10 protein-coding genes are annotated in these 17,243 nt (G+C 72.2%); 4 read left to right on the top strand and 6 right to left on the bottom strand.

Going from position 1 to position 17,243, the window contains the following annotated elements; all coding sequences use genetic code 11:
• Nucleotides 1-75: 75 nt before the first annotated feature.
• Both A3862_RS21625 and A3862_RS21620 read right to left on the bottom strand, forming a co-directional pair.
• Nucleotides 76-717, bottom strand: coding sequence for a hypothetical protein (locus tag A3862_RS21625; RefSeq protein ID WP_043347422.1), 642 nt, complete (start codon nucleotides 715-717; stop codon nucleotides 76-78).
• The gene (locus tag A3862_RS21620) at nucleotides 714-1,973 is read right to left on the bottom strand and encodes a hypothetical protein (protein WP_043347420.1); all 1,260 of its coding nucleotides are present in this window, start codon (nucleotides 1,971-1,973) and stop codon (nucleotides 714-716) included. Before A3862_RS21620 ends, A3862_RS21625 begins: the two co-directional genes overlap by 4 nt.
• A gap of 314 nt (nucleotides 1,974-2,287) precedes the next feature.
• Here A3862_RS21620 and A3862_RS21615 point away from each other — a divergent pair, with 314 nt between their 5' ends.
• Entirely contained in the window at nucleotides 2,288-4,132 is a 1,845-nt protein-coding gene (locus A3862_RS21615) for a cation:proton antiporter domain-containing protein (RefSeq protein ID WP_043347418.1), read from the top strand.
• Between the two features lie 751 nt (nucleotides 4,133-4,883).
• Entirely contained in the window at nucleotides 4,884-5,858 is a 975-nt protein-coding gene (locus A3862_RS21610; protein WP_236962128.1) for a helix-turn-helix domain-containing protein, read from the top strand.
• Nucleotides 5,859-5,890: 32 nt separating this feature from the next.
• Here the strand turns inward: A3862_RS21610 and A3862_RS21605 are convergent, their stop codons facing one another.
• On the bottom strand, nucleotides 5,891-6,298 hold the full coding sequence (locus A3862_RS21605; RefSeq protein ID WP_043347415.1) for a hypothetical protein: 408 nt from the start codon (nucleotides 6,296-6,298) through the stop codon (nucleotides 5,891-5,893).
• A 335-nt stretch (nucleotides 6,299-6,633) separates the two neighbouring features.
• Between A3862_RS21605 and A3862_RS21600 the strand changes: the two genes are divergently transcribed.
• Nucleotides 6,634-7,809: a vWA domain-containing protein gene (locus A3862_RS21600; RefSeq protein ID WP_043757158.1), complete on the top strand. Its 1,176-nt coding sequence runs from the start codon at nucleotides 6,634-6,636 to the stop codon at nucleotides 7,807-7,809.
• A 219-nt stretch (nucleotides 7,810-8,028) separates the two neighbouring features.
• Here A3862_RS21600 and A3862_RS21590 read toward each other — a convergent pair whose 3' ends face one another.
• Together A3862_RS21590 and A3862_RS21585 are read right to left on the bottom strand one after the other, a co-directional pair.
• A complete protein-coding gene (locus A3862_RS21590; RefSeq protein ID WP_043347410.1) occupies nucleotides 8,029-8,349 on the bottom strand; it encodes a 2Fe-2S iron-sulfur cluster-binding protein in 321 nt (106 codons plus the stop codon).
• Between the two features lie 134 nt (nucleotides 8,350-8,483).
• On the bottom strand, nucleotides 8,484-8,804 hold the full coding sequence (locus tag A3862_RS21585) for an Hpt domain-containing protein (RefSeq protein WP_043347408.1): 321 nt from the start codon (nucleotides 8,802-8,804) through the stop codon (nucleotides 8,484-8,486).
• Nucleotides 8,805-9,094: 290 nt separating this feature from the next.
• Here A3862_RS21585 and A3862_RS21580 point away from each other — a divergent pair, with 290 nt between their 5' ends.
• Nucleotides 9,095-16,564 carry a hypothetical protein gene (locus tag A3862_RS21580; protein ID WP_111473986.1) on the top strand — a complete coding sequence of 2,490 codons (7,470 nt, stop codon included), beginning with the start codon at nucleotides 9,095-9,097 and terminating at the stop codon, nucleotides 16,562-16,564.
• Nucleotides 16,565-16,780: 216 nt separating this feature from the next.
• Here A3862_RS21580 and A3862_RS21575 read toward each other — a convergent pair whose 3' ends face one another.
• A complete protein-coding gene (locus A3862_RS21575; protein ID WP_053608474.1) occupies nucleotides 16,781-17,221 on the bottom strand; it encodes a DUF1489 family protein in 441 nt (146 codons plus the stop codon).
• Nucleotides 17,222-17,243: the final 22 nt, after the last annotated feature.

Genomic DNA, 17,243 nt, shown 5'->3' with positions numbered 1-17,243 from the left:
CCACTTCCGAGACCTCCGCTGCGCTCCGGCACCTCAGGATGAGGGTGGAGATCCGAGCTCAACCTCGGGACCTGGTCAGCCCTTCTCGTGCCAGACGCAGTTCCGGGCCAGGATCTCCAGGTTCACGTCCGACTTCTGCGGCTGCGGCAGGGTCTTGCCGTCCATGGCGAGGTCGATCTTGATCTCGACCTGCCCCTTCGCCTCGGCCGTGCGGCGGGAGAAGTAGCAATATTGCTGGTAGGGCTGGTCGGCGCTGTCCTTGAAGTTCCAGCCGGTCACGATCTGCCCGTCGAGATAGGGCACCTGCTTGAACACCGTGAAGGTGGTGTTCACCGTCGCCTTCGAGGCCGGGGCCGCGTCGCTGCCGAGCTGCGCCTTGGTGGGGGTCGGCGACGCGGATGCCTTGGGCAGGCCTTCGAGCTTCAAGACGTTGTCGGTCAGCGTGACTTCGCCCTTGGTCTTCAGGGTCACGTCCGAGAGGGCGGCCTGCATGGCGGCGGCGATCTTCTCCGCCGCGGTGTCGAACTGGTTGAGCGTCGCCCAGCCATAGGCCGCCGCCCCGATGCCGATCCCGGCGAGGCACGCGAAGGCGCCGAAACCCAGCGCCCGGAACAGGAAGGCCCGGGCGGCGACGTAGCTCGAATCCGCCCGCAGGCGGGAATTCACCTGCTGGGCGAGGGCGATATTCTCGGGGGTCCCGCTCGCGACGTAGTTCATGCGCCGGCTCCAGCGGCAGGGAGGGTCTGGCCCGGATGGGCCTGGTTGGGCAGCGCCTGCTGGCCTTGCGCCGGGCGGTTCATCGGGATCACCGCCCCCGAGGCGTTGGCGGCCCGCGGCAGGATCGGCTCAGGGTTCGAACGCAGGGCGTCGGCGATCGCGTCGAGCATGTACGGCGCCGCTTCCGGGTTCACGGCGGCGCCGAGGTCGTCCTCGTCCATGAAGGTCCGGCGGGTCGAGACCGCGCAGAGGGCCAGGATCGTCGACGCGAAGGCGGCGCAGACCGCGGGCAGGAATACGAAGATCCGCAGGAAGGCGTGGACCTGGCTCTCGGTCACGTCGATCGGGTCGACGCCGTAGACCATGGCGGTGAAGGAATGGAGCTGCGAGCGGTTGACCGCGTTGCGGTAGCCCTGCTCGGCATCGGCCACGCGCCGGTCGGCGGCGCCGGGATCGAGGGCGGCGCGGGCCTTGCGGGCCTCCTCCAGGTCCTTGATCATCCCGGCGCGGTCGGCGGACGCCTTGGCGACACCCTGCGACAGGGCGGCGACCCGCGGATCGGCCACGCATTTCAGGTTCTGGTACTTCCGGCCCTTGCTGTTGGTGCCGAAGACCCGCTCGCAGCGCTGGGCCGGCAGGCCGGCGAGCTGCTGGGCGTTGTCGGCGGAACGCTTCTCGATCTGGTCGAGCTCGGCCGTGTACTGGGCCACGCGTTCGTCCGCCGCCTTGATGCGGTCGCCGATCGTCGCACGGTCGGCCTGGGCGTCCTTCAGGGCCGTCTTGGTCCGGGCCGCCTCCATCAGGCGGGGATGGAACATCATCTCGCCGAGCTGCGACACCGACTTGGTGGTCACGCCCGCCGCGAAGATGATGCCCAGCACCGCCAGCCCGCGCACGAAATGCGAGCGCTGGGTGCGCGCCAGGATGCCCAGCGGCACCCGGCACAGCTCCACCGCGGCGTAGACCAGGGGCGCCAGCAGCATGAAGTAGAAGGCGTGCCAGTCGCCGTCGCTGTAGACGCCTGCGAACAGCCACGCGCCCCAGAGCGAGGCGCCGATCACCATGAACTCGACGAGGTACGCGATTGCCACGTAGCCCCACTTGATGCGGTAGCCCTTCTCGACGTGGCGCTGGTGGCGCCAGCGGTCCGACTCAAGCTTCCACTCGCGCTTCTCGCGCTCGCGATCGCGGCTGGGGGGCGCTGTCGGACCGGAGAATATCGATTTGATGGAGATCATCGGCCTCGTCGCATCCATCCGGTCCAGTTCCGGGCAGGGCCCGGCCGAGCTTAACCCCCGGTTAACTCAGGCGTGTATGTGCCCATTGTGCCGATTTTGAGCCGCGTTGCACACACCCGCCGTACACATCCACCGGGTGATCGCCCGCAGCATCGCCCCGGTGGCGGAAATGTCTCACCCGATCGATGTATCCGGCTTGTGTCGGAGCGCACCTGCGCCGGCCCGTTCCCGGCCTGAAAGCGGTTGCCCGCAGCACGGCGACGACCCATGATCGCGAAGCCGTGATCGGCGTCCCCCCGCAGCCCCGAGAGACGAGGTTCGATCCGCCGCCGATGCCAGAGGTCCATGCCGGCTCCTACAAGGAAGCGATCCTGTTCCTCGTCACAGCGGGCATCGTGGTGCCGCTGTTCCACCGCCTGCGGATCTCGCCGGTGCTCGGCTTCATCGGCGCCGGCGCCCTGCTCGGACCCTTCGGCCTCGGCCGGCTGGCCGACACCTATCCCTCCGTTCACCTCTTCACCATCGGCAACCGGGCCGAGATCGCGCACCTCGCTGAATTCGGCGTGATCTTCCTGATGTTCATGATCGGGATCGAGCTGTCCTGGGAGCGCCTGCGGGTGCTGCGCCGGCTGGTCTTCGGCCTCGGCTCCCTGCAGGTGGGCTGCTCCGCGCTGATCCTCGGGGCGATCCTGTACGGGCTCGGCGTGCCGCTCACCGGCGCGGCGATCGTCGGCATCGGCCTCGCCCTGTCCTCCACCGCCGTGGTGCTGCCGGTGCTGGCCGAGCAGAAGCGGCTGAACGCGCCCACCGGCCGCACCAGCTTCGCGGTCCTGCTGTTCCAGGATCTGGCGGTGGCGCCGGTCCTGTTCGCCATCGCGGTGCTCGGCCGCGACGACGGCGGCGACAAGGGCTGGGCGCTGGCCATGGCGCTCGGGCAGGCGGCGATCGCGCTGGTCCTGATCGTGGTGGCGGGCCGCCTCGCCCTGCGCCCGCTGTTCCAGCTGGTGGCGCGCACGCGCTCCACCGAGCTGTTCATGGCCGCCTGCCTGCTGGTCATCGTCGGCACGGCGCTCACCGCGGCGGCGAGCGGCCTGTCGATGACGCTCGGCGCCTTCGTGGCCGGCCTTCTGCTGGCCGAGACCGAGTACCGCCGGGCGATCGAGGCGACGATCGACCCGTTCAAGGGCCTCCTGCTCGGCGTGTTCTTCGTCTCGGTGGGCATGAACCTGGACCCGGCCCAGCTCATGGCGAGTCCCGGCGCGATCCTCGGATTGTCCCTGGCGCTGGTCCTGATCAAGGCCGCCGTGGTGATGATGGCGGCTCCGGTCCTGAAGATCCCCCGGCCCGTGGCGCTGGAGACGGCGCTGCTGCTCGGGCCGGGCGGCGAGTTCGCCTACGTGCTGATCGGCGGCGCCATGGCCACCGGGCTCGTGCCGGAGGAGGTCGGCGCGGCCGCCCTCGTGGTGACCACCGTCACCATGATCATGATCCCGGCGCTCGCCGCCGTCGGCCGGCGGCTCAAGATGCGGGCGACGGCCAGCGCCCAGGCCGCCGCCAAGGCCGAGCCGGTGCCGGAGCGGGTGGACAACCGGGTGATCGTCGCGGGCTTCGGCCGCGTCGGCCGGCAGGTCGGCGAGATGCTGGAGCGGCACCAGATCCCGTACCTCGCCCTCGATTCCGACGCCGCGCGGGTGGCCGAGCAGCGCCGCGCCGGGGCGCCGGTCTATTTCGGCGACAGCGGCAGCACCGAGATGCTGCGCCGCTGCGACATCGCCACGGCCCGGGCCCTGGTCGTCACCCTGGACAACCCGCGCGCCGTCGAGGCGGCGGTGGTGGCGGCCCGGGCCGAGCGGCCGGACCTGACCATCGTGGCCCGTGCCCGCGACGCCCGTCACGCGTCGTCCCTCTACGAACTCGGCGTCGACGACGCGGTGCCGGAGACGATCGAGGCCTCCCTGCAGCTCTCGGAGGCCGTGCTGGTCGATGTCGGCGTCCCGATGGGGCTCGTCATCGCGTCGATCCACGAGCGGCGCGACGAGTACCGGACCCTGCTGAAGAAGCGCGAGAACGAGGCGAAGCCGATCTTCCGTGCCCGCCGCACGGTGGGCAAGGCTCTGGGCAAGCCGCCGGCCAAGCGCGAGCCCGAGCGCCAGGAGGCGGCCGGCCAGGAGGCGTGACAGGAGGCATGACAGGAGGCGTGACAGGAGGCATGACAGGAGGCGTGAGCCGCAGCCCTGCCGAACCAGCGGGGCGCTGCCGCGGTGGTGCGTCCGTTGTCCGTCTGCGGAACCGGAGAGCGCGCCGATTCCGCCGCCCGACCAAGGTCAGGATCACGACTGCGTGGCTGTCCCAGGCCCGGTTGCGGGTCCTGCCACGTCCAACGCCGGCCGCTTCCCAGCTTCAGCCAAGTCGTGCTGCGGCGGCGGCCGGCAGGCGCAGGAGACGTCGAAATCTTTCGACGCGATTGATTCGAACAGAAAGCGGCGCCAAATTTTTTTCGCGTGAAGTCTGTAGTGCGTGCTGCTAGGGGTCGCGTGTTCAAATACGATATTACGGAATATTTGCCTAAGTAATTCTTTGTTTGGCTGACATCGATTCGATCTCTGCGAATTTTGTCTTCGCCCGCAGGTGCCTCTGAGGGCGCGGTGCGATTGCAGGTGAGATTGGCTCAAGATTTCGCCATGTAGGATTGCGGCATTCGACCGGTGCGCGTCTGATGCGAGGTGAAGCCCGTGATGGCTAAAAGCGGTCTCCTGATGTTCTGCGCGTCACGTAACGTTCAACCGGCGGCGCAAGACCGGCTCGCCATCCGGGTCTTCCCGCCGATCCGTGCGTGCGGCGTCGAGCGAGGTCGCGATGTATGAGGGGGACGGCCGATTTCCGCGGGTCGGCGGTGATCGGGACATATCAGAATACGCGACCGTGCGGATGAACACGGACGCGGTGCCGCTCCAGACACGTTTCGATTACTGGGTTGAGGCATGCCGAACCATGTTCGGCAGTTTCGAGTTCGTGGATCTGGACCGAAAGAACTTTCGCGCCGCGTTGAACACTCTGACCGTCGACAACCTCACGATCGCGCACTACGTCGGATCGCCCCACGCCATGGTCCGGACGCGGTCTCACATCCGGTCGTCGGATAACGATTTCTATCTCGTCATCCTGGCGTCGGAGCGGACCTTCAATCTGGATCACGGTCAATACCATCGATCCAGTACCGGCGGGATCTCGCTCCTGGACAACACTCAGCCCTTCCTGGGTGCCCATCCTGAAGGCTTGGATATCATCAATGTCTTCATCCCGCGGGCCGTGCTGGAGCTGGCGATGGGGCCGGCCCGGTGCCTGACGGGATTGTCGATCGACGCGACGCAGACCAGCTTTCCTATCATCGTCTCGTACCTGTCCGCGCTGATCAAGCACGGCGCAACCCTCGATCCGGCCTGCCAGGCGCGCGTGGCTGCGATTGCCGTCCAACTCATCGCGGCCGGCTTTGCGGAGAAAGTGGAGTCCGACGCGCCCCGGTCCCTGGGCGGCGCCGCGATCCTGAGCCGGGCGCGGGCTTTCATCATCGACCATATCGGCGTCGAGGGCCTGTCGATCAACGATGTCGCGGCCGCGCTCAATATCTCGGTCCGCCGGCTTCAGGAGGTGGCCAGCGCGGAGAACATCGCACTGATGGACTGGATGTGGGAGCGCCGTCTGCAATTGGCGCACGCGAAGCTGGCCGATCCGGTCAACGGCGTCGTGCCGGTCGGCCTGATCGCGTATCAATGCGGGTTCGCCAGCCAGGCGCACTTCTCCCGCCGCTTCAAGGAGCGCTTCGGGCAGACGCCGACGGAGTACAAGGTCGCGTCCGGACTCACGCGGGCGGCACGCGCCGCCGCGGCGGCCGGCATGGCCTGAAGCGGGCCGGTGCGCGCAAGCCGCGGATGCCGTCAGATCAGGGCGGGCTGCGCGTCCTCGTGCTTGGGCCGCCGCGTCACGCGGCTGCGCGGCGCCGGCTCGAACCCGTCGGCGAAGCTGCACCGGTAGACCAGCTCGTCCGCCGGCCCGAGGCCGGTGACCAGGGGCACCGTCACGGTGTCGCCGGAGAAGCGCCAGCCGCGGGCGCCCTTGTCCCAGTAGAGCCAGACCGTGCCGGGATAGCCGCGCAGGGTGAAGACCGCCGCCTTGCGCGACAGGGCCTGCACCGCCCGAGGGGCATACATGCCCTTGTCGCGATACGCGTCCCGGGTCGCCTCCGGCTGGCGATCCATGAAGGTGTTGCGCACCAGCTGAATCGTCGCCCCCGGCTTCCCGAGAAACCGCTTGAATTCCGTCAGATTCCGCAGGATGACCGCCATCGCAGGTCTCCTCGCCAGTCCGGTCCGGACCGCGTCGCCGCGTCCGCACACACTCGATGCCCCGAGTTGAGCGATTCCCATGACCGAATGAGTGACCGGGCGAGGCTTGTCCGGGCACATATCAACAGATTCGACAACTTATACCCAGGTTATGAGTCCCATCGGCCCGGAGAGACTCGCTTCGGCCCGAGATCCGGCCGCGTCGACGACGATGAATCTTGTCGACCATCGCCGAAGACTCGAAATCCGGCCCAGAAAGTCCTGCGCCGCCCGGCGCGGCCTTGGCCGATTCGCGCGGGCTTGACCCAGGCGCCCGGCTGGCGCGTTCTCCCGGGATGCTGCTGCAGTTCTTCACGGCCCTCCGGGACGCCAAGGTCCCCGTCTCCCTGAAGGAGTACCTCATCCTGCTCGGCGCCCTGGACCGGGGCCTCGCCGGGCACGATGTCGAGGCGTTCTACTTCCTGTCGCGGACGGCGCTCGTGAAGGACGAGGCGCATCTCGACCGGTTCGACCGGGTGTTCGGCACGGTGTTCAAGGGGCTTCAGACCCTCGGCGAGGCGGTCGAGCCCGCGGCGATCCCCGAGGAGTGGCTACGCAAGCTCACCGAGAAGTACCTGACCGAGGCCGAGAAGGCGGAGTTGAAGGCGCTCGGCTGGGACACGCTGTTCGAGACCCTGAAGCAGCGGCTCGCCGAGCAGAAGGGGCGCCACCAGGGCGGCTCGAAATGGATCGGCACCGGCGGGACGTCGCCCTTCGGCGCCTACGGCTACAACCCCGAGGGGATCCGGATCGGCCAGGACGGGAACCGCAACTTCCGGGCGGTGAAGGTCTGGGACAAGCGGGAATTCAAGGATCTCGACGACGACCGCGAGATCGGCGCGCGCAACCTACGCCTCGCCCTCCGGCGCCTGCGCCGCTTCGCCCGGACGGGGGCGGCCGAGGAACTCGACCTCGACGGCACGATCCGGGCGAGCGCCCGCCAGGGCTATATCGACGTGAAGCTGCGGCCGGAGCGGCGCAATGCCGTGAAGGTGCTGCTGTTCCTCGATGTCGGCGGCTCGATGGACTGGCACATCGCGCAGGCGGAGGCGCTGTTCTCGGCGGCGCGCTCGGAGTTCAAGCACCTCGCGCATTACTACTTCCACAACTGCCCCTACGAGGCGGTCTGGACCGAGAACCGGCGGCGGCACGAGGCGCAGACGCCGCTGCTCGACGTGATCCGCACCTATGGCAGCGACTACCGGCTCGTCTTCGTGGGCGACGCCTCGATGAGCCCCTACGAGATCGCGACGCCGGGCGGCTCGGTGGAGCACTGGAACGCGGAGGCCGGCGCCGTCTGGATGCAGCGGCTCCTCGACCATTTCCCGAAGGCGGCGTGGCTGAACCCGGTGCCCGAGACGCACTGGGGCTACACCCAGTCGATCGGCATGATGCAGCGGCTGATCGCCGGCCGGATGTTCCCCCTCACCCTGGACGGGCTCGACGCGGCGGCCCGGGCGCTGGTGCGGTGAGGCTCGGTATGCCCCGGCTTCGTCGCGCCGATCCGCGGCCTCATCCTGAGGTGCCCGCGTCTGCGGGCCTCGAAGGCGGGCGCGAGGGACCGCGGCGCTGACTGGAGGGCTCCTGCGAGGCCTCCGCTGCGCTCCGGCGCCTCAGGATGAGGGTGCGGCTGGGAGGATCGGGACGCTCCGCGACATCGTGGCCCGGCCGCTCCGCGATCGGAGGGCCTGTCAGCCCTGCTGGGACGGCGTCGTCACCACGAGTCCGTCGAGCGCCGGGGTGATCTTAATCTGGCAGGACAGGCGGGAATTCTCGCGGACGTCGCTGGCGAAGTCGAGCATGTCCTGCTCCATGTCCTGGGCCTTGCCGACCACCTCGATCCACGCGTCGGCGACGTAGACGTGGCAGGTGGCGCAGGCGCAGGCGCCGCCGCACTCCGCGTCGATGCCCGGCACGTTGTTGCGCAGAGCCGTCTCCATCACGGTCGCGCCGACGCTGCCTTCGACGGTCCGCTCCGTCCCGGCGTGGTCGACGTAGGTGATCTTGGGCATGCTGGGGGCTCCGGGCTCGCGTCGAGCGCACTCTGTCCGACGGGCGGCGTGCCTGCTTGGCGGCTGGAAACGCGGAATGCAAGCGCGGCATTAGACACCGGTCCCGGATCGATCGCCGCATTGCGGCGACCCCGTCAGGCCCGGGCCTCCGCGATCTCCGCCAGCGCCTGCGCGACCGCGTCGGCGAGGTCGTCGACCGGCACGGGCCCGGTGCCGTCCCGCAGGCGCGCCTCCGCGGCATCCGCCAGGGCCCGCACGCGCACGGCCCCGACGCCGGCGGCCGAGCCCTTCAGGGTATGGGCGAGGTCGGCGCGCGCGTCCCGCGGCACGGCCGGGTCGGCGAGGCGCGGCAGGATCGACCGGCACTGGCCGGCGAACAGATCCAGGACCTCACGGGCCAGCTCGGCGTCGCCACCGGTCTGGGCGTCCAGTTCCGCGGGGTCGATGGCCTGCATGCTCGGGCTCCCGGCATCCGGATTCGTCGGGGATTGCGGATCTGATCCACACAATTCACCCCCTGATTCGCCGGGTGGGGATCGCGCCGGACCCCTCCCGTGCGGCAGGATGGTGGACGCGGTGAGCGACGGGCGCGGTAACCATTCGGTTAACGTTTTCTGGGGCCAGTCGAGGGCTCGGGTATCGGCAGTCGCTGCCTGAGTTTAGTCTTGTAATGGTAAACGGGGCGTTGCGTCTCCGGCATCAGCCTTCCCCAAGGCGTCGGTGAACCCGTGTAACGAGGCGTTGAATGGCGACCGAGAAGAAGCTGAAGGACCCGGCCGAGGCCGCGCTCTCTGCGATCGAGCAGGCGCTGAACCTCGACGCCCTGACGCCGAACGGCACCGATGGCCGCGCCGAGCCGCGCCTGCCCGATGTGGGTGACGCCGAGCCGCTGCTCGACGGCGGCCTCGATGCCGCCGGGCGGACCATGCCGCCGCGCCTCGATCTCGACCCGCCGCTCGCCTCCGACCTGCCGCCGCCGGGCCTGGACCGCCCGCGCCGCGAGGGCGGGCTCCTGCCCCCCGACCGCTCGCTGGTGGCCAACGACGACCGGCGCAACATCGGCATCCTGCAGCAGACCCTGCGGGTGCGCTCCTCGCCCAAGCCCTACCTGCTCGCGCTCGCCGCCGGCGCCGTCTGGATCGGCGCCCTGGTGCTGATCGCGTGGTCGAAGTCCGAGGGCGACCTGCGCGCCGTCGTGTCGGGGCTCTCCGCCCTGCAGGCGAGCGTCGGCGCCGCGGCGCTGTTCGGCCCGGTGGTGCTGTTCGTGATCGCCGCCATGCTGGCGGTGCGCGCCCAGGAGATGCGCCTCGTCGCCCGTGCGGTGGGCGAGGTCGCGGTGCGTCTGGCCGAGCCCGAGAGCTTCTCCACCGACGCGGTCCTGACCATGTCGCAAACCGTGCGCCGCGAGGTGGCGGCGGTGGGCGACGGCGTCGAGCGGGCGCTCGCCCGGGCCGGCGAGCTGGAGACCCTGGTCCGGGGCGAGATCGCCACCCTGGAGCGGGCCTATTCCGACAACGAGATCCGCATCCGCTCCCTCGTGGACGAGCTGGTGGCCCAGCGCGAGGCGATCGTCACCAACGCCGACCGGGTGCGCAGCGCCATTGCCGGCTCCCACCAGAGCCTGAGCCAGGACCTGGAAGGCGCCTCGGACCGGATCGTCTCGGCCGTGACCGGCGCGGGTGAGCGGGTGACCGGCGCCCTGGAGACCCGCGGCGCCGCGATCACCGCCTCCCTGGGCGAGGCCGGCGACCGGGTGGTCAACCTCATGACCGCCCGCGGCAGCGACCTCGTCGACACCCTCGCGGCCACCAGCCAGGAGGTGCGCGGCGCCATCCAGGAGGTCGGCGAGACCCTGACCCGCAGCTTCGAGGATCGCGCCGGCGCGGCGACCGGCGCCTTCCAGGCCGCCGGCACCACCCTGGCCGATCGCCTGTCCGAGAATGCCGGCGCCCTCACCCGGACCCTGGAGGAGACCGGCAGCCGCGTCAGCGACGCGCTGGAGCGCCAGGCCGGCACCGTGCGCGAGAGCTTCGAGCGATCCGTGACGGGGCTGGAATCCGTCTTCCTGTCCCGGGGCTCGGAGCTGACCGAGCGCTTCGGCGCGATGGGCGCCGACATCACCGCCCGCTTCGCCGAGACCGGCTCGGCCCTCACCCAGGACATCGCCGGCCGCGGCCTCGCGCTGCGCGCCGAGATCGAGAGCGCCGGCCTGTCGGTCGCCGAGACGATCGAGGGCCGCGGGCGCGATGCCCAGGCTGCCCTGGCGCTGGCGGCCAGCGGCGCCGGTGAGACCCTGACGGCCCGTGCCGGCGCCGTGCGCGACGACCTCGTCGGCACCGCCGAGCGGATCGCCGAAGGGCTGTCGGAGCGCGGAAGCGCCCTCGCCGAGCGGATGGACGGCATCGCGGCGCGCCTCGACGAGACCGTGACGGTCCGGGCCGCGGACCTGGAGCACCGGGTCGCCGCCGCGGCTGAGCAGGCCGGCGGCAGCATCGCGCACCGGACCGAGACGGTGGCGGCGCGCCTGGAGGCCGCCTTCGCGGCCCTGGGCCAGGGCTTCGAGGCGGGGGCCTCCTCGGCGGTCCAATCCCTGCGGGGCACCGTCGAGAGCCTGTCGGGCGAGATCGACGGCCGCACCGCCGAGGCGGTCGCGGCGCTCCAGCGCGGGGCCGAGGCGGCCACCAGCGCCCTGCGCGGCACGACCGACGAGGCCACCGGCGCGGTCGAGGCCCGGACTTTGGAGGCCGTGCGGGTGTTCGAGCGCCGGGTCGCGGATTCCGCCACCACCCTGTCGGCGCGCACCGAGGAGGCCGCCGCGGCTCTGCGCGCCGCCGCCGATCAGGCCGGCCAGGCCGCCGAGACGCAGACGCGGGATGCCGCCGCCCGGCTCACCGCGGCCCTGGAGACCCTGCGCACCGCCTCCGGCGAGGTCACCGGCGCCGTGGAGGCCGAGACCGCGATCCTCACCGCCAGGTTCCGCGACGCCGCCGACCGCGCCGGCACGGAACTCGGCGAGCGCGGCACGGCCGCCGTATCGGCCGTCCGCGCCGCGCTCGACGACCTCAACCGCGAACTCGCCGCCCGGACCGGCGACGCCACCGGCAGCCTCGCCGAGGCCGCCCGCGCGATCTCGGCCGACCTCGCCGCCCGGATCGGCGAGATGGAAGCGGCCTTCGGCGCGCATGGCCGCGGCGTCGCCGAGCTGCTCGCCAGCCATGCCGACGAGACCCAGGCCCGGATCAGCGGCACCGGCCGCGACATCGTGCTCGCCGTGGCGAGCCAGGGCGCCCGCATCGCCGACACCCTCAGCCAGACCGGTGCGAGCTTCGCCGAGACCGCCGACGGCCGGGTCCGGGCGATCGACGAGACGCTGGGCAGCCGCCTCGCCGCCCTGCAGGAGACCATCGCCCGCGGCGACATCCTGGCCGACCGGATCGGCCGTGACACCGCCGCCCTCGGCGAGACCGTCGGCGCCCGTCTGGAGGAGATGGACCGGCTCCTCACCGGCAAGGGCGAGGCCGTGGCTGAGACGATCACGGCCCGGGCCCGCGAGGCCGGCAGCCTGATCGAGACCCATCTCGGGGGCCTGGAGACGCGCTCCGCGGAGCGGGCCGCCGCGATCGCCGCCACCGTGGCCGACCTCGTCGGCCAGATCGACGGTCATCTCGGAAGCCGCACCAGCGCGGCGGACGAGGCGCTGCGCGCCCGGACCGACGAGATGGCGCGGGTCATGGCCGAGGGCCATCGCGGCCTGATGGAGATGCTGGAGGGCCGCACCAACGGCCTCGGCCAGGACATCGCCCGGCACACGGGCGAGATCGCTCGCCGGATCGAGGAGAGCGCCGGCCATTTCGACACCGGCGTCATCGGCCGCCTGCAGGCGATCGCCGAGACCCTGGACGAGCGTGCCCGCCTCGTGGACGAGAGCTTCGGCGTGCAGGCCTTCGAGGCGATCCGCCTCATCGAGGCGCGCACCCGCGCGGTGGACGAGGAGCTGGCCGGCCGGACCCGCGACCTCGTGGCGATGATCGCCGATCGGACCGGCGGCCTCGACGGCGCCATGGCCGAGCGCGTCCGCGCCCTCACCGGCACCATCGAGGAGGCCACCCGCGGCCTCGAGTCCGCGCTGGCGAACCGTGCGGAGTCGATGGTCCGGCTGGTGGACGAGCGCACCGAGAGCGCCGACGCGGCTTTGACCGCCCGCACCGAGGCCGTGCACGCCGCCTTCGCCGAGCGCGCCGACCTCCTCGGCCGTCTCATCGACGAGCGCATCGCCGCCATGTCGGGCGAGCTCGACGAGAAGGGCCGCGCCGTGTTCGGGGCGATCGGCGGCCGGATCACCGAGCTGGCCCGCCTGCTCGACCGCGGCGGCACCTCCCTCGCCGAGCTGATCGACCAGCGCGGCGACAGCGTGCTCGCCAAGCTCCAGCAGACCATCGCGGATGCCGAGCGGATGCTCGATGCCGGCGAGGGCCGCCTGGGCCACACCCTGTCGAGCCGCACCGCCGACATCAGCGGCCTGCTCGACGAGGGCGTGCGCTCGGTCCACACCCTGCTGGACGACCGGACCAACCAGATCCGCGTCATGCTGGACGACCACGCCGGCACCCTGGCCGCCACCCTCGACGGCCGCATGGGCCCGATCCACGCCGCGCTGGACGGCCGCGGGCAGGCGCTGGTCACCGCCCTGGAGGGCGCGTTCGGCTCCGCCAGCGGCGCCCTGGACGAACGGACCCGCCAGCTCGGCAGCCTGTTCGACGAGCGGCTCGGCCATCTCGAGAGCCTGGTCGACGGCCGCGGCAACCGCCTCGCCGACACCCTCACCGCCCGGGCCCAGGCCCTGCGCACCCTGTTCGAGGAGGCCCAGGCGGCCCTCGACGGCGTGGTCGAGGGCGGCGGCGGCCGCTTCGCCGCCACGGTCGATGCCCGCATCCAATCCCTGCGCGCGGTGCTGGAGGAGGCGCCCGCCGCCGTCTCGGCGCTGGTCGAGACCCGCGAGCGCCAGCTCGCCGCCACCCTCGACGCGCGCACGCAGCGCCTGCAGACCCTCTTCGAGGAGGCTCAGGCCGGCCTGCGCGACCTCGTGGACGGACGCGGCCAGGACGTCGCCGACGCCATCGCGGCCCGGACCGAGGGCCTGCGCGCGACCCTCGACGCGGCACCCGCCCAGATGGCGGACCTGCTGGATTCCCGCCTCTCGGACCTTCAGGGCCTGTTCGAGCGGGCGCAGGGCGAGATCGACCGCCTCGTGGACAACCGCGGCCGCCAGATCGCCGGGACCATCGAGCACCGCACCCAGGCGCTCCAGGCGACCATCGAGGGGGTGAACCCGGCCATCGCCGGCCTGCTCGAGGAGCGCGAGAACCGGCTCGCCGAGACCCTCAAGGAGCGGACGGGCGAGCTGCAGACCCTGTTCGATCGGGTGCAGAACCGCCTCGGCGCGCTGGTCGAAGGTACCGGCCGCGACGTGTCCGAGCGGGTCGACGCGCGCATCGAGACCCTGCGGTCGACCTTCGAGCAGGCGCGCGCGTCCATCGAGGGGCTTCTGGAGGACCGCAGCCAGGCCCTGGTGGCGGCGGCCGAGGGCCGTACCGGCGCCCTCGTGGAGGTCTTCGACACCCGGCTGCGGGATCTCGACGGCGTCGTCGAAGGTCGCACCGGCGCCCTGGTTCAGACCTTCGACGCCCGGCTGCGCGACCTCGACGGCGTCGTCCGAGGCCGTACCGGCGCTCTGGTCGAGACCTTCGACACCCGGCTGCGCGATTTCGACGGCGTCGTCGAGGGTCGTACCGGCGCCCTGGTCGAGGCCTTCGACACCCGGCTGCGGGATCTCGACGGCATCGTCGAGGGCCGCACCGCGGCCCTGGCGCAGGCCGTGGAGGCGCAGAGCGAGGCCCTGGCCCGTGGCGTCGACGCCCGCGCCGATGCCTTCACCCAGCGCATCGACAGCCGCATGCGGCTGTTCGCGACCCTGGTGGCGCAGCGCGCCGACACCCTGGCCACCGCCTTCGACGACCGCCACGAGGCCTTCGCGGGCCTGATGGACGAGCGCACGGCGTCCCTGGTCGCCGCCCTCGACGAGCGGGCGCGGGCCCATGCCGAGCAGGTCGACGCCCATAACGCGGCGCTGGCCGAGACCCTCAGCCGCCGCGAGGCCGCGCTCGCCGGCCTGATCGACGCCCGCACCGAGGCCCTCGGGGCCGGGTTCGAGCGCCGTGCCACGGCGCTCGGCGCCCTGGTGGATGCCCGCGGCGAGGCCCTGTCCCGCCGCCTCGCCGAGAGCGCCGAGACCCTGGTACGCGCCATCGAGGAGCGCGGCGGCGCGCTCGTCGCCAGCGTCGAGGGCAGCGGCCGCGCGGTCGGCGACAGCCTGGAGGGCCATGTCGAGCGCCTGCGCGGCGCCATCGACGGGCCGATGATGGACCTGTCCCGGGCGCTCGCGGACCGGGCCGAGGCGATCGAGCGGGCGCTCGCCGAGACCGGCGTGCCCCTGGCCGAGAGCCTGCGGGCGCGGACCGAGGAACTGGCCGTGCAGTCGCGGGCCTCGGCCGAGCTGCTGCGCGCCGCCGTCGAGGACGGCGCGGGCCGCACCCTCTCGGAGCTGTTCGAGACCAACGACCGGATGGGTCGCGAACTCGGCAGCCTGCTGCAGCGGATCGAGGCCGCCAACACCGCGCTCACCGACCTCGTGGCCGGGGCCGACACCAACCTCGGCGCGATCGAGCGGGGTCTCGCCGGCCGGATCGAGCAGGTCCAGGGGGCCCTGGAGCGCATCGCCGCCGAGACCGGTCGCGCCAGCGCCGGCGTCTCGGCCCAGGTCGAGGCCCTGCGCGGCGCCGCCGACGGGGCGCTCAGCGAGGCCTCGCGCCTCGCCGAGACCCTCGACGGCCGCGGCCGTTCCCTCGGCGAGCAGACCGCCGCGCACGTGGCGGCCCTCGACCGGGCCGCGGCCTCCCTGGCGGCCATTGAGGAGCGCCTGGACTCGGCCCTGTCGGGCCGCGAGACCAAGCTCACCGAGGCGCTGGCCACCTTCGAGGCCCGGGCCGCCGCCCTGGAGCAGAACGGCAACGCCCTGGCGCAGACCATCGAGCAGACCCTGCGCGCCGCCGAGGAGCGGGCCCGCAGCGTCGGCGAGTCCCTGGCCCAGTCGGCCCAGGGCGCCGGGGCCTCGGTGACGAGCGCCTTCGCCGACCTGAAGGACAGCGCCAGCGCCGAGGGCGAGAAGGCCGCCCAGGGCGTCCGGCAGGTCATCGAGGAGGCGGCCCGCGAGATGCGCAGCGGCTTCCAGGAGGCCCAGGCCAGCTTCGGCGATTCCTTCTCGGCTCTGCGCGAGATGGCGGGCTCGATCCGCGGCGAACTCGACGCGACCCGCGCCGAACTCGCCAAGGGCGTCCTCGAGCTGCCGCGCGAGACGCAGGATGCCACCGGCGAGATGCGCCGGGTGGTGGCGGACCAGATCAAGGCGCTCAACGAGCTGTCGTCCCTGGTCTCCCGCTCCGGTCGCTCGGTCGACGTCGCCCAGCCGCAGGCCCAGCCCCAGCGCCGGGTCGCGGAAGGCGGGGGCCGCGCCGTCGCGGCCGCGGCCCCCGCGGCCGCGCCTTCGGTCGCGCCTTCGGCCGCACCGGCGGCCTCCGCCGCCCCGGCGCTCCCGGCCCCCGCGGCGGCGCCGCGCGCCGCCCCGGCCCGGATCGAGGCGCCCCGCCCCTCCGCGACCGCCCGCCCGGCACAGGCCGGCGACAAGCGCGGCTGGCTGTCCGACCTGCTGACCCGCGCCTCGCTGGACGACGACGAGGAGGAGGTTCCCGCTGCCGACGCGCCGGCCCCCGCACAGCCGGCCCGCCGGCCCGCGGTGGCGGCCGCCGAGACCGGGCGGATCGCCCTCGACACGATCTCGACCGACATCGCCAAGATGATCGAGCATCGGACCGCGGTCGACCTGTGGGAGCGGTACCGCCGGGGCGAGCCGAACCTGTTCGACCCGCGGATCTACACGCCGCAGGGCCGGGCGACCTTCGCGGAGATCCAGCGCCGGTACCGGTCGGATGCGGAGTTCCGCCGCAGCGTCGACCGCTACGTCAGCGAGTTCGAGCGCCTGCTCGGCGACGTGGTCAAGAACGACAGCGACGCCAAGCGCACCGATGCCTACCTGACCTCCGAGACCGGCAAGGTCTACACGATGCTGGCCCATGCCAGCGGGCGCTTCGACGGGGCGTAGGACGGATCCCGCCGGGGCCGAGATCGGCTCCGGCGGCTTGCAGGCCGGGGTGAGAGCTGTCCCACCCTCCCCCTCACCTGAGGGGTCCGCGGCAGCAGGCCTCGCAGGGATGCAGGGATCGCGGCGCCGTCTGGAGGACTTCCTTCGCGGCCACCGCCGTGCGCCGGCGCCTCAGGAGGGCGTGCGGGGGACTGAGCGGTGGGGGGCGCTACATCCTCACAGCAGGCCGAGGCCGACCAGCTCGCGCCGCAGGGCCTCGGGCATCTCGGCGAGGTCCCCCGACGCCTCGGCGCCGAGGTCGGCCGGCGCGTCGCGCGCCGTGAGGTAGCGCCAGCCCTGGAAGGGCCGGCAGGGCCGGGGCGCCACCGGGACGAGGCGCGGATCGAAGACCAACCGGCAGCGCGGGATGCCGTCCTCGCCGGTCAGCGGTTCGATCGCGGTGATCGCCTGCCGGCAGGACAGAGTCCCCCGGATCACCCAGTAGATCGAGCCGCGCCCGGTGATCTCCCGGTGACGCTTGGGCAGGGTGCGGGTGACGTGGAACGGGGCCGCGGGCCGGCCGTCCCGGAGCGCCTCCTCCCGGAACCGGGCCTGCCGGGCCTCGAGGTCGGCGATGGTGGCGGGGCCGACGCAGAGCTTGATCAGGTGCAGGGCCACGGACGTGCTTGCTCGGGATTGC

Origin of the sequence: Methylobacterium sp. XJLW, from assembly GCF_003254375.1 — a bacterium.
Taxonomy (GTDB): Bacteria; Pseudomonadota; Alphaproteobacteria; order Rhizobiales; family Beijerinckiaceae; genus Methylobacterium; species Methylobacterium fujisawaense.
Note: the sequence above shows the minus strand (reverse complement) of the source record. Positions and strands in the feature narration are given on the sequence as shown.

Excerpts from the sequence above, each read along its gene's own strand:
- A3862_RS21625 (WP_043347422.1), bottom strand. The coding sequence starts at position 717 with ATGAACTACGTCGCGAGCGGGACCCCCGAGAATATCGCCCTCGCCCAG.
- A3862_RS21615 (WP_043347418.1), top strand. The coding sequence starts at position 2,288 with ATGCCAGAGGTCCATGCCGGCTCCTACAAGGAAGCGATCCTGTTCCTC.
- A3862_RS21600 (WP_043757158.1), top strand. The coding sequence starts at position 6,634 with ATGCTGCTGCAGTTCTTCACGGCCCTCCGGGACGCCAAGGTCCCCGTC.
- A3862_RS21585 (WP_043347408.1), bottom strand. The coding sequence starts at position 8,804 with ATGCAGGCCATCGACCCCGCGGAACTGGACGCCCAGACCGGTGGCGAC.
- A3862_RS21590 (WP_043347410.1), bottom strand. The coding sequence starts at position 8,349 with ATGCCCAAGATCACCTACGTCGACCACGCCGGGACGGAGCGGACCGTC.
- A3862_RS21610 (WP_236962128.1), top strand. The coding sequence starts at position 4,884 with ATGAACACGGACGCGGTGCCGCTCCAGACACGTTTCGATTACTGGGTT.
- A3862_RS21580 (WP_111473986.1), top strand. The coding sequence starts at position 9,095 with ATGGCGACCGAGAAGAAGCTGAAGGACCCGGCCGAGGCCGCGCTCTCT.
- A3862_RS21605 (WP_043347415.1), bottom strand. The coding sequence starts at position 6,298 with ATGGCGGTCATCCTGCGGAATCTGACGGAATTCAAGCGGTTTCTCGGG.
- A3862_RS21620 (WP_043347420.1), bottom strand. The coding sequence starts at position 1,973 with ATGGATGCGACGAGGCCGATGATCTCCATCAAATCGATATTCTCCGGT.